11 protein-coding genes are annotated in these 12,442 nt (G+C 73.5%); 5 read left to right on the forward strand and 6 right to left on the reverse strand.

The window, feature by feature from the left end:
* Together O2V63_RS15030 and O2V63_RS15035 are read right to left on the reverse strand one after the other, a co-directional pair.
* Positions 1-1,095, reverse strand: coding sequence for a FecCD family ABC transporter permease (locus O2V63_RS15030; RefSeq protein WP_269168365.1), 1,095 nt, complete (start codon positions 1,093-1,095; stop codon positions 1-3).
* Positions 1,092-2,123, reverse strand: coding sequence for a FecCD family ABC transporter permease (locus O2V63_RS15035; protein ID WP_269168366.1), 1,032 nt, complete (start codon positions 2,121-2,123; stop codon positions 1,092-1,094). The genes O2V63_RS15030 and O2V63_RS15035 overlap by 4 nt, the downstream gene beginning before the upstream one ends.
* 340 nt (positions 2,124-2,463) lie before the next feature.
* Between O2V63_RS15035 and O2V63_RS15040 the strand changes: the two genes are divergently transcribed.
* Together O2V63_RS15040 and O2V63_RS15045 are read left to right on the forward strand one after the other, a co-directional pair.
* Positions 2,464-3,633, forward strand: a complete 1,170-nt coding sequence (locus O2V63_RS15040) for an acyl-CoA dehydrogenase family protein (RefSeq protein WP_269168367.1) — start codon at positions 2,464-2,466, stop codon at positions 3,631-3,633.
* A 171-nt stretch (positions 3,634-3,804) separates the two neighbouring features.
* Positions 3,805-4,074 carry a DUF2277 domain-containing protein gene (locus O2V63_RS15045; RefSeq protein ID WP_269168368.1) on the forward strand — a complete coding sequence of 90 codons (270 nt, stop codon included), beginning with the start codon at positions 3,805-3,807 and terminating at the stop codon, positions 4,072-4,074.
* A 64-nt stretch (positions 4,075-4,138) separates the two neighbouring features.
* On the opposite strand, the gene O2V63_RS15050 is transcribed toward O2V63_RS15045, so the two are convergent.
* Complete coding sequence (locus tag O2V63_RS15050; RefSeq protein ID WP_269168369.1) at positions 4,139-6,217, reverse strand: PTS mannitol transporter subunit IICBA; 2,079 nt, start codon at positions 6,215-6,217, stop codon at positions 4,139-4,141.
* A 342-nt stretch (positions 6,218-6,559) separates the two neighbouring features.
* Here O2V63_RS15050 and O2V63_RS15055 point away from each other — a divergent pair, with 342 nt between their 5' ends.
* Positions 6,560-7,618 (forward strand): zinc-dependent dehydrogenase, encoded by a 1,059-nt coding sequence (locus O2V63_RS15055; RefSeq protein ID WP_269168370.1) that lies wholly within the window; start codon positions 6,560-6,562, stop codon positions 7,616-7,618.
* A 30-nt stretch (positions 7,619-7,648) separates the two neighbouring features.
* Here O2V63_RS15055 and ilvA read toward each other — a convergent pair whose 3' ends face one another.
* Together ilvA and O2V63_RS15065 are read right to left on the reverse strand one after the other, a co-directional pair.
* Positions 7,649-8,908, reverse strand: coding sequence for a threonine ammonia-lyase IlvA (gene ilvA, locus O2V63_RS15060; RefSeq protein ID WP_269168371.1), 1,260 nt, complete (start codon positions 8,906-8,908; stop codon positions 7,649-7,651).
* A gap of 259 nt (positions 8,909-9,167) precedes the next feature.
* Positions 9,168-9,440, reverse strand: a complete 273-nt coding sequence (locus O2V63_RS15065; protein ID WP_269168372.1) for a DUF4190 domain-containing protein — start codon at positions 9,438-9,440, stop codon at positions 9,168-9,170.
* 142 nt (positions 9,441-9,582) lie between these two features.
* Between O2V63_RS15065 and O2V63_RS15070 the strand changes: the two genes are divergently transcribed.
* Positions 9,583-10,818, forward strand: a complete 1,236-nt coding sequence (locus tag O2V63_RS15070; RefSeq protein WP_269168373.1) for a sensor histidine kinase — start codon at positions 9,583-9,585, stop codon at positions 10,816-10,818.
* Complete coding sequence (locus O2V63_RS15075) at positions 10,815-11,486, forward strand: response regulator (protein WP_269168374.1); 672 nt, start codon at positions 10,815-10,817, stop codon at positions 11,484-11,486. Before O2V63_RS15070 ends, O2V63_RS15075 begins: the two co-directional genes overlap by 4 nt.
* Positions 11,487-11,493: 7 nt before the next feature.
* Here O2V63_RS15075 and O2V63_RS15080 read toward each other — a convergent pair whose 3' ends face one another.
* Positions 11,494-12,414 (reverse strand): SDR family NAD(P)-dependent oxidoreductase, encoded by a 921-nt coding sequence (locus O2V63_RS15080; protein WP_269168375.1) that lies wholly within the window; start codon positions 12,412-12,414, stop codon positions 11,494-11,496.
* Positions 12,415-12,442 lie beyond the last annotated feature (28 nt).

Below are 12,442 nucleotides of genomic sequence, written 5' to 3' on the forward strand. Positions count from 1 at the left end.
TCACAGGGTCGATCGCCGCCTTCCGCGGACGAGGAGCCAGAGCAGGTACGGGGCGCCGACGATCGCGGTGATCACGCCGACCGGGAACGACTCGGGCAGCGCAGTGCGGGCGACCAGGTCGCTGCTGACCAGCAGCAGCGCACCCAGCAGGGCGGAGGTGACCAGCGGCGGGCGCGACCCGCCGGTCAGCCGGACGGCGATCTGGGGGACGACGAGGGCGACGAACTGGATCGGCCCGGCCGCGGACACGGCGAACGCGGCCAGGCAGACCGCGACCACGACGACGATGCCCTGGGCCAGGGCGACCCGCACCCCGAGCGCGCGCGCCGTCTCGTCCCCGAACTGCAGGACGCCGAGCACCCGGCTCAGCGCGAGGGCCGCGGGGAGCAGCACCAGCAGTGCCAGGGCCAGGGGCAGCGCCTGCTCCCAGCCCCGCCCGTTCAGCGACCCGGTGATCCACACGTTGGCGGCGGCGGCGTCCCAGATGGCGCTGCGGGTGAGCAGGTAGTTGACGATCGCGTGGGCCATCGCGGACAACGCGATGCCGATGAGCACCAGCCGGTACCCGTCGACGCCGGACCGCCAGGCGAGCCCGAAGACCAGGAAGGCGACGACCATGCCGCCGAGCAGGGCCGCGGCGGGCACGCCGATCCCGCCGAGCAGCCCCGCGGCGGTGGTGCCGGTGCCGCCCAGCACGATCACGCTGACCGCGCCGATCGCCGCCCCACCGGTGACGCCCAGGATGTCGGGGCTGGCGAGCGGGTTGCGGGCGAAGGTCTGGATGAGCGCGCCGGACAGGCCGAGGGCCACCCCGACGAGCACGGCCACCGCGATCCGCGGGGCGCGCAGCTCGAACACGATCAACCGCTGGGTCTCGTCGCCCAGCCCGACCAGTGTGCCGAGCACGTCGAGCACGCTGATCGGGTAGTCGCCGCGGCCGAGGCCGGCTGCGGCGGCCAGCACCAGCACCAGCAGGACCGCGATCGGCACCAGCACGTCGCGCAGCCGGTAGGTGGTGGAGACGGGGCCGATCCGCAGCGGCCGGCGGGGCCGGGACCGGGGGGTGGTGGCCCGGGTGGGCGCCGTGGTGCTCACAGCTGCACCAGCCGGCGGCGGCGGATCAGCGCGATGAAGAACGGCGCACCGACGACGGCGAGCACGATGCCGACCTGCAGCTCACCCGGCCGGGCCAGCACCCGGCCCAGCACGTCGGCGAGCAGCAGGAAGACCACGCCGAGCAGCGCGGAGTACGGGATCAGCCAGCGGTGGTCGGGGCCGGTGATCGCCCGGGCGACGTGTGGCACCACCAGCCCGACGAAGGCGATCGGACCGCACGCGGCGGTGGCGGCGCCGGTGAGCAGGGTGATCGCCGCCAGCCCGACCACGCGGGCCAGCCAGACCCGCTGGCCCAGTCCCCGGGCGACGTCCTCCCCGAGGCCCAGCAGGTTCAGGGCCGGCGCGTTGACCAGGGCGAGCGCCAGGCCGACCACGATGGAGGGGGCGACCTGGGTGACGACCTCGGCGTCCCGCCCGGCCAGCGCCCCGACGACCCAGAACCGGTAGGCGTCCAGCGCCGTCGTCTCGCGGATCGTGACCGCCTGCACCAGGGCGTAGAGCAGGTAGGTGATGGCCGCGCCCGCGAGGGCCAGGCTCACCGGGCTGGGCGCCCCGCGGCCCGCTGAGCCGATCAGGAAGACCGCCACGCTGCCCAGCAGTGCGCCGGCGAAGGCGAACCACACGTACCCGCCGGCCGTGGTGATCCCGAGCAGCCAGATCGAGAGGACGACGGCGAACGACGCGCCCGCGGTGACGCCGAGCAAGCCAGGGTCGCCCAGCGGGTTGCGGGTGTGGCCCTGCATCAGTGCCCCGGAGACGGCCAGGGCAGAGCCGGCGAGCACACCGAGCAGGGTCCGCGGCACCCGCAGCTCGCGGATGATCACCGTCTCGTCGCCGGGTGTGCTCGGGTCGATCAGCGCCTGCCACACGGTGCCCAGGCCGATCGGCCGGGTGCCGACGGCGATGCTCAGCGCGCAGACCGCCACGACGACGGCCAGCAGCAGCCACAGCCCCAGCACCCGCGGGGTCATGCCCTGCAGCAGACCCCGGCGCGGCGGGGGGCTCACCTCCCCGGCGGGTCGGGTCGCCGTGCGTTGCACCACGAGCGACTCCTGGGGACGGCGGGCAGGCCGGGTCGCCGGCCGAGCAGGTGAGGCTCACCTTACCCAGCGTTGGCCCACCTCGGCACCGTCGCCCTTCGCGCCCCCGTCCCGAGGCTCCCCCAGAGCGTGCGAGGGGTGCGGAGGACGGGGTCCGTCAGCAGCGCGGGGCGACGACGAGGTCGGCGAGCTCCCGGTGGGCGGCGGCGGAGGAGGTGTTGCGCTGGGGAGTCCAGTACTGCGTACCGTCCGGGAGTACTGCAACCAGGTCGGGACGGCGTCGTCCCGGCCCGCCTGGAGGTGCACCGTGCCCGTCCGTCGTCTGGTCCCCACGCAGGAGGCCGCCGACCTGCTCGACCTCACCCGGCAGCTGGCCCGCGACGAGCTCGCGCCCCGGGCCGCCGTGGCGGAGGCGGCCGAGGAGTTCCCCCGGGACGTCTTCCGCACCCTGGGCCGGGCCGGGCTGTTGGGCCTGCCCTACGCCGAGGAGCTGGGCGGCGGTGGCCAGCCCTACGAGGTGTACCTGCAGGTGCTGGAGGAGATCGCGGCCGCCTGGGCCAGCGTCGGCGTGGGGGTGAGCGTGCACGGGCTGTCCTGCTTCGGGCTGGCCACCCGGGGCACGCCCGAGCAGCAGCAGTGGCTGCCGGAGATGCTCGGCGGCGAGCTGCTGGGCGCCTACTGCCTGTCCGAGCCGCACGCCGGCTCCGACCCGGCGGCGATGCGCACCCGGGCCGTTCGGGACGGCGACTCGTACGTGCTCACCGGGGAGAAGGCCTGGACCACCCACGGCGGGCACGCAGACTTCTACAAGGTCATGGCCCGGACCTCCGACGACGGCCCGCGCGGCATCTCCTGCTTCCTCGTGCCCGCCGACAGCGACGGGCTGTCCGCCGACACCGCCGAGCGCAAGATGGGGCTGACCGGCTCGACCACGGCGACCATGCGGTTCGAGGGCGTGCGCATCGACGCCGACCGCCGGCTGGGCGAGGAGGGCGAGGGGCTGTCGATCGCCCTCGCCGGGCTGGACGCCGGCCGGCTCGGGATCGCCGCCGTCGCCACCGGCCTGGCCCAGGGCGCGCTGGACGACGCGGTCGCCTACGCCCAGGAGCGGGAGACCTTCGGCAAGCCGATCATCGAGCACCAGGGCCTGGGCTTCCTGCTCGCCGACATGGCCGCCGCCGTCGAGACCGCGCGGGCGACCTACCTGTTCGCGGCCCGGCTGCGCGACGCCGGCCAGCCCTACGGCCAGCAGGCCTCGATCGCCAAGCTGGTGGCCACCGACAACGCGATGAAGGTGACCACCGACGCCGTCCAGGTGCTGGGCGGGTACGGCTACACCCGCGACTTCCCGGTCGAGCGGTACATGCGCGAGGCCAAGGTCATGCAGATCTTCGAGGGCACCAACCAGATCCAGCGCCTGGTGATCAGCCGCGCCCTGGCCCGCGGCGGCACCCCGACGACCACCGTCGTCCCCTAGGGCCCTGCCTCGTCGAGTGACAGCCCAGCGGGCATCCGCCCGCCGGGAAGCCCCCTCACCTGTCACTCGACGTGGAGCGGGGGCGGCCAGGGGCCAAAGTCGCGACTTTGGCCCCCCTCACCACCAAAATGGCCATTTTGGTGGTGAGGGGACGGGCCTACGCTGCGCGGCATGTGTCGGAACATCCACGTCCTGCACAACCTGGAGCCCGCCACCACCTCCGACGAGGTCCGGGCGGCGGCGCTGCAGTACGTGCGCAAGGTGAGCGGGTCGACCAAGCCGTCGCAGGCCAACCAGGCGGCGTTCGACCGGGCGGTCGAGGAGATCGCGCACGCGACCGAGCACCTGCTCGCCGACCTGGTCACCACCGCCCCGCCCAAGGACCGCGAGGTGCTCGCCGCCCAGGCCCAGGCCCGCGCCGCCGTCCGCTACTCCCGCTGAACACGCACGACGGCCCCGGTCGACCCGTGTGGGTCGGCCGGGGCCGTCGTGGGCGCTGGTCGGGCTACGCGGGCTGCAGCGAGCCGAGCACGGCCAGGACGTCGGCCGGGCTCTGGGCCTCCTCGAGGCGGGCGACCTGGGCCGGGTCGACGAAGACCTCCGCGATCCGGCCCAGCAGCTTGAGGTGGTCGTCCCCGGCGCCGGCGACGCCGATCACGAAGGAGACCTCCTTGCCGTTCCAGTCGACGCCGCGGGCGTGGCGCACGAAGGAGATCGCCGTGCGCCGGATGGCCGGCTTGGCCTCGTTGGTGCCGTGCGGGAGCGCCAGCCGGTTGCCCATGTAGGTCGACACGGAGGTCTCCCGCTCGTGCATGGCCTGCACGTAGGAGGGGTCGACGGCGCCGGCCGCGACCAGCAGTTCGCCGGCCTCCTGGATCGCCTCGTCCCGGGTGGTGGCGGAGCCGTCCAGGACGATGCTCTCCACGGCGAGGACGTCGACGCCCTCGTCCGTGCCCTCGTCGGTCAGCCGTGCGGTGCCGCCGGCCGCGGCGGGGGCGGTCGCCTGGCGCCCGGGGACGGCGGCGCCGTCGGGCGCGGCAGCGGCGGTGGCCTCCTCGGCGGTCGGCGCACTGTTGGTCCGCTGCAGCATCTCGACGATCTCGTCGTAGCGCGGGCTGGACATGAAGTCCGACACCGACACGTGCACCGCCGAGCCGGTCCGCTGCTCCGCCCGCTCCGTGAGGTCCTCGTGGGTGACGACGAGGTCGTAGTCGTCGGTGAGGTTGGAGATGGCCTTGTTGACCACGGTGACGTCGTCGAACCCGGCGCCGTGCACCTTCTTGCGGAGCACCGAGGCGCCCATCGCGGAGGAGCCCATGCCCGCGTCGCAGGCGAACACGATGGAGCGGATCGGGCCGTCGGAGCGGGCAGCCCCCGCGCCGGTCAGGGCCGAGGAGACCGACGACTTCTTGCCCTTGCGGGCCTCCATCGCCGCGGTCGCCGCGGTCAGGTCGCCGTCGTCGTCCTTGTCCAGCTTCAGCAGGAAGGCCGCGACCAGGAACGTGACACCGGCGGCGACCAGCACCGAGAGCGTGACGCCGATCAGGCTGCTGGGGGGCGAGGCCGCCCAGACGGCGATGATCGAGCCGGGCGAGGCCGGCGAGCGGAGCCCGGAACCGAACAGGACGTTCGTGGCCACGCCGGCCATGCCGCCGAGGATCACCGCGGCGATCAGCTTCGGCTTGGCCAGCACGTAGGGGAAGTAGATCTCGTGGATGCCGCCGACGAACTGGATGAGGATCGCACCGGGCGCCGAGGCCTTGGCCGCCCCGCGGCCGAACACGGCGAAGGCCAGCAGCAGGCCCAGGCCGGGGCCGGGGTTGGCCTCCAGCAGGAAGAGGATCGACTGGCCGGCCTCGGTGGCCTCGGTGGTGCCCAGCGGGGTCAGGATGCCCTGGTTGATGGCGTTGTTGAGGAAGAGCACCTTGGCCGGCTCGATGAAGATCGAGGTCAGCGGCAGCAGGTTGCTCTCGACCAGGGTGTCGACGACGTTGGAGGCCAGGTTGCTGAAGGCCTGCACGACCGGGCCGGCCACCACGAACCCGACGACGGCGAGGAACCCGCCCCAGATGCCGGCGGAGAAGTTGTTCACCAGCATCTCGAAGCCGGGGCGGATCTTGTGCGCCCACAGTGCGTCGAGCTTCTTCATCGTCCAGCCGCCGAGCGGGCCCATGATCATGGCGCCCAGGAACATCGGCGTGCCCTCGGCGCCGGTGATCGCGCCCATGGTGGCGATCGCGCCGACCACACCGCCGCGGAGGTTGTCGTCGTACATCATCCGGCCGCCGGTGTAGCCGATGAGCAGCGGCAGGAGGTACGTGATCATCGGGCCGACGATCCCGGTGCCCTCGGCGCCGTCACCCCAGGCGCCGAGGTCCTCGACGAACCCGTAGCCGCCCTCGTACCCGAGCGCGTCACCGATCAGGGTGATCCAGCCGGTCTCGATGAACAGGGCGGTGATCAGGCCCCAGGCGATGAAGGCGCCGATGTTGGGCAGCACCATGTTCGACAGGAAGGTGCCGAACCGCTGGACGTGCATCCGCGCCCCGCCCGAACGGGCGGCCGGGTGGGTCGTCGTGGCCATGGAGTGGACCTTTCCTTCAGCTGCGGCGTCGGCGAGCGGCACGCAGCCGGCCGGGGGTTGACACGTGCTCCGAATCCTGTGAGCGGAGTCACGGGAATCTGTGAATGTCTGTATATAGACCCCTGCGATCGTGGTCAAGTGGCATCAAAACCACACGTTCGCACGGAGAACCATGCAACCGGGCGTGGGGTGGGGTCCTAGAGTGACCAGGGACACCAGCAGTGGGCCACACCTGGGACGGCGTCGGCAGGCCCTCGGTCCACACGACACCCGTCGACACACCACCCGTCGACACACCACCTGTCGACACACCACCTGTCGACACAGCACTCGGAGGACGACATGAAGGCCCTGCGGTTCTACGCCCCTGAAGACGTGCGCCTCGAGGACGTCCCGGAGCCCGAGTGCGGCCCGGGCGAGATCAAGCTCAAGGTCAAGAACTGCTCCACCTGCGGCACCGACGTCAAGATCTTCCACAACGGCCACCAGAACCTCTCCCCGCCGCGCACCATCGGGCACGAGATCGCCGGTGAGGTGGTGGAGGTCGGCGCCGACGTCAACGCGACCTACGGCAGCAACTGGGCCCCGGGGGACCGGGCGCAGGTGATCGCGGCGGTGCCCTGCGGGGAGTGCCACGAGTGCCGCAAGGGCTGGATGGCGGTGTGCCAGAACCAGACCTCGGTCGGTTACCAGTACGACGGCGGGTTCGCCGAGTACATGATCGTCCCGCAGCAGGTGCTCAAGGTCGACGGCCTCAACCGGATCCCGGACAACGTCGGCTACGACGAGGCCTCGGCCGCCGAGCCGTTCGCCTGCGCCATCAACGCCCAGGAGCTCCTCGACATCGAGGAGGGGGACACCCTCGTCGTGTTCGGCGCGGGGCCGATCGGGTGCATGCACATCCGCATCGCCCGCGGCGTCCACAAGGTCGGCACGGTCATCCTGGTCGACGTCAACGCCGAGCGGCTGCAGATGTCGGCCGACGCCGTCCAGCCCGACGAGGTGATCAACGGCGCCGAGGTCGACGTGGTCGCCCGGGTCCTGGAGCTCACCGGCGGCCGGGGCGCCGACGTCATCATCACCGCGACGGCGGCGAACGTCACCCAGGAGCAGGCCATCGCGATGGCCGCCCGCAATGGCCGGATCTCCTTCTTCGGCGGTCTGCCGAAGACGAACCCGACGATCACCTGCGACTCCAACGTGGTGCACTACCGCCAGCTGCACATCCACGGCGCGAACGGGTCGGCGCCCGAGCACAACAAGCGGGCGCTGGAGTACATCTCCACCGGTCAGGTGCCGGTCAAGGACCTGATCACCGCGCGCCTGCCGCTGGACCGCGTCCTCGACGCCTTCTCCATCGTGCAGAAGGGCGAGGCGATCAAGGTCACCGTCGAGCCGTGACTCGCCGGCGCGGCCCCCGCCGGGGCCGCGCTAGACCAGGAAGCGGTAGGCGGTCGTGCCGGGGGCGAGCAGCTGGATCTTGAGCGGGCCCGCCTCGATCCGGGCCAGCAACGGCGCCAGGCCGTCGACGCTGCCCAGCTCGATGCCGGTCAGCGCCGCCCCGGTCTCCCGGTTGTCCCGCTTGACGTACTCGAACAGCACGATGTCGTCGTCCGGGCCGAGCACCTCGTCGAGGAACCGGCGCAGCGCCCCGGGCTCCTGCGGGAACTCGACCAGGAAGTAGTGCTTGAGCCCGCGGTGCACCAGTGACCGCTCGACCACCTCGGCGTACCGGCTGACGTCGTTGTTGCCGCCCGAGAGCAGGACGACGACGGTCTGGCCGGGCTCCACGACGACCGACCCCCCGGTGAGCGCCGCGCTGGCCAGGGCGCCGGCGGGCTCGGCGATCACCCCGTCGACCTGGTAGAGGTCGAGCATCTCGGTGCACACCTGCCCCTCGGGCACGGTCACCAGCTCCGCGCCGGAGTCACGCACCAGCGGGAAGGTCACGTCACCGGCCCGGCGCACCGAGGCGCCGTCGACGAAGGTGTCGATCTCGGCCAGCTCCACCGGCCGGCCGGCGGCCAGCGCCGCGGCCATGTTCGCCGCCCCGGCCGGTTCGACCCCCACCAGCCGGACGCCGGGCGCGTGCTCGCGCAGCCAGGTGCCGCAGCCGGCCAGCAGCCCGCCGCCACCGACCGGCAGGACGACGACGTCCGGCGGGGTGTCCAGCTGTTCGAGAAGCTCGCACGCGACGGTGGCCTGGCCGGCGACGGTCGACAGCGCGTCGAAGGCGGGCACCAGGGTGGCCCCGGTCATCGTGGCGTGCTCGGTCGCGGCGGCGGCTGCGTCGTCGTAGGTGTCGCCGTGGACGACGAGCTCGACCATGTCCCCGCCGAGCGCGGCGATCCGCTGCCGCTTCTGCCGCGGCGTCGTCCCGGGCACGAACACCCGGCCCCGGACGCCGAGCACCCGGCAGGCGTAGGCGACGCCCTGGCCGTGGTTGCCGGCGCTGGCGGTCACCGCCCCGGCGGCCCGGCCGGCGGCGTCCAGCTGGCTGATCGTGTTGTAGGCGCCGCGCACCTTGTACGAGCGGCCGACCTGCAGGTCCTCACGCTTCACCCACACGGCGGCGCCGGTGAGCTCGGAGAGCCGGGCGTTGCGCTGCAGCGGCGTCCGCTCGGCGACGCCGGCCAGCCGACTGGCGGCGGCGGTGACCTCGGCGGAGAAGGCGGTGCGGAGGGAGGTCACCGGTCCATCCTCCCCGACGCCCCGCCGGCGTCGAGTGGCCAGTGGTGGTCGCCGGCCTACGCGTGTCGGCGCGTGTCGACGACCGCAACTGCGCACTCACCGGGAACCCGCCGGCCGGACGGGCGACGGTGGGGTGGGCGGCGACGGGGCTGGTGCCGCTGCTGCCGGGCCTCCTCGGCGAGCTGGCGGGCGGCGAGGACGCTGGCGCACTCGGCGCCGGTCCAGGCCGCGTCGTACCTGGTGGCGTCGTACCCGGCCATCAGGAGCCGGCGCCGAAGGCGGCCCACAGGACCAGCGCGATGATCGCGAGCACCTGCAGCAGCGAGATGGTCATCCCGGCGAGGGCGAGACCGCGTCCGCGGCTGCCGTCCCGGCGGGTGTTGCGCAGGCCCAGGGCGCTGAACACGATGCCGAGCGGGAAGAGGACGAAGGCGAAGACCAGACCGAGGACTGCCATGGCGTCGGTGCCCACGGCGCGGCCGGGCCAGTTCTCCGGGTCGAGGTGGACGGTGGACGTCTGCGTGTCGTTCATGGCACGAGCCTGTCCGGCGCCGGGGGGTGCGGGCATCGCCCGGAGGTGGTCGGCTCGTTGCTACGAAAGTCGCAGGTCATCGACCCGCTCCTCAGCCCGTCGGGGGACGGCGTGGGGCCGGATGATCTCTACGCTCACCCCCGTGGAGACGAGTGGCGGGGCGGCCGTCGAGGTGGCCGGTGGCCGACGGTGGCCCTGGGCTCGGCTGCGCGACCTGGCCTTCGTGGCGCTCGGTGTCCTGGGGGCGGCCACCCTGGTCATCGGTGAGGGGTCGGTGGCGGACATCCCCACCTGGACCTGGCTGCAGGCCCTGGGCACGCTGACGGTCGCCGTCGCCCTGTGGTGGCGCCGGCGGTACCCGGTGCACGTGGCGCTGCTGGGCTGCGTCGTCGTGGCCGTGGGGGGCTCGTGGCTGCCGGTCTGGCTGGCCCTGCTGACCGTGGCCATCCGGCACCGCGACCGGTGGCTGGCGCTGGTGGTGGCCGCAGCACTGGCCGCCCTGGTGGCGAACGGCGCGACCGAGATCGGGCTCGACCTGGTGTTCGCCGATCCCCTGTACGCCGTCGTCACGGCGGCCTTCGCGGTGGCGATGATCGGGTTCCCGGTGCTGCTGGGCGCCTACCTCGGTGCCCGCCGCGACCTGGTGCAGTCGCTGCAGGAGCGGGTCGCCCAGACCCAGGCCGAGCAGCGGCTGCGCGTCGAGCAGACCCGTCAGGCCGAGCGCACCCGCATCGCCCGGGAGATGCACGACGTGCTGGCGCACCGCATGTCCCTGGTGGCGCTGCACGCCGGCGGCCTGGAGGTGAACCCGACGGCCGGCCCGGCCGAGGTCGAGCAGTCCGCCGCCCTCATCCGCACGACCGCCCGGCAGGCCCTGGAGGAGCTCCGCACGGTCCTGGGGGTGCTGCGCGCCGACACCAGCCTGCCCGAGCCGGTCGATCCGGCCGAGGCGGAGCTGCTGCCGCAGCCCACCCTCGCCGACGTCGACCGGCTGGTCCGGGCGAGCGCCGAGGCAGGTGTCGCCGTGCAGCTGCACACCGACCTGCCGACCGGGCAGACCCCGCCCCCGCTGGTCGGCCGCACCGCGCACCGGGTCGTGCGTGAGGCCCTCACGAACGTGCACAAGCACGCCGCCGGGGGCACGGCCACCGTGCTGCTGGCCGGCGAGCCGGGCAGCGGTCTGCAGGTGCGGGTGCACAACAGTGCCCCCGTGGCGGCGGCGGCACCGTTGGTGCCCGGGGCCGGCCTGGGGCTCCTGGGGCTGCGCGAACGGGTGGAGCTGGTGGGTGGCCGGCTCAGCACGGGAGCGCAGCCCGACGGCTTCCTGGTGCACGCCGACCTGCCCTGGCCCGATCGTGCCGAAGGAGACCTCACATGAGCGGGTCGGCAGCCGAGCCCGTGCGCCTGCTGCTCGTCGACGACGACGCGCTGGTGCGCGCCGGTCTGCGCGCCGTCCTGGCCAGCGCCCCGGACCTGCGCGTGGTCGGTGAGGCCGGGGACGGCGCGGACGCGATCGACGCCGTGCTGCGCCACCGGCCGGACGTCGTCCTGATGGACGTGCGGATGCCGCGGATGGACGGGCTGGCCGCCACGGCCGCGCTCACCGCCCGCCCCGACGCCCCCCGGGTCCTGGTGCTGACCACCTTCGACCTGGACGAGCACGTCTTCGGTGCGCTGCAGGCCGGGGCCAGCGGCTTCCTGCTCAAGGACACGCCACCGCGGGAGCTGGTCCAGGCGGTCCGGGTGGTCGCCGCCGGCGAGGCCATGCTCTCCCCGACCGCCACCCGGCGGCTGATCACCCGCTACACCGACACGGGCGCCGACGTCCGCCGCCAGGACGCGCTGGCGCGGATCGAGACCCTCACCGACCGGGAGCGCGAGGTGCTGCTGGCCGTGGGGCGGGGCCTGTCCAACGCCGAGATCGGCAAGGAGCTGTTCCTCAGCGAGGCCACGGTGAAGTCCCACGTCTCGCGGGTCTTCACCAAGCTGGGCACGGCCAACCGCGTCCAGGTGGCGATCCTGGCCCACGTCGCCGGGCTCCTCTGACCGGGCGTCAGATGCCCCGGGAGCTGCCGCGCGTCGCCTCCTTCTCCGGCACCGGGGCGAAGACGTTGCCGGTGGTCGGCGGCACCGGGTCGCGGCCCATGCTGAACGCCTTGAGCAGCGGGCCGACCAGGGCGTCGAACACCGGTGGGAAGAGCCGGAACCCGGCGATGATCACCGGGTTGGCGAAGCCGGACTGCTTGAGCCGGCGCGGGTTCGCCACCCGGTCCAGCACGGCCCGGGCGACCCGCTCCGGGGTGTAGACCGGCGGCGGCGGGTGGGCGCTGTTGCCCAGCACGGTGGCCGCCTGGTCGTAGATCGGTGTGGTGACGCCGCCAGGGGCGACGGCGGAGACGTGCACGTCGGGCAGTTCGCGCAGCTCCTGCTGCAGCGTCCGGATGAGCCCGAGCTGGCCCCACTTGGCGGTGACGTAGGCGCTCATGGTCGGGGCGGTGATCGAGGCGAGCAGCGAGCTGACCACGACGAGCGAGCCCCGGCGTTGGGCACGGAACACCGGCACGACCGCCTGGAAGACGTGGAACGTGCCCTGGACAGCGGTGTCGACCACGCGCTGGAAGACGGCGGGGTCCAGGTCCTCGACCCGGCCGTAGGCCATCACGGTGGCGGAGTGGACGACGACGTCCAGCCGGCCGAAGGTGCTCGTCGCGCGGTCGACGGCGGCCTGCACGGCCGGGGCCTCCAGGACGTCGGCCGGCACGCACTCGACGGCCGCGGCACCGGCGGCGCGGCAGTCGGCCGCGGCGTCGGCGAGCGTGCTGGCGCTGCGGGACACCAGCACGAGGGAGGCTCCGCGGCGGGCGAACCCGATCGCGCTGGCCCGGCCGATGCCGCTGGAGGCGCCGAAGACGAGCACGACCTCTCTCAGCTCGCGGGCGGAGGAGACGTCGTCAGCCGGGGTCTGCTCGGTCACGCCGGGGGGGCTACCCGGCCCGGCGCCC

The sequence above is a fragment of the Modestobacter sp. VKM Ac-2977 genome (assembly GCF_026968045.1).
Classification (GTDB): Bacteria; Actinomycetota; Actinomycetes; order Mycobacteriales; family Geodermatophilaceae; genus Modestobacter.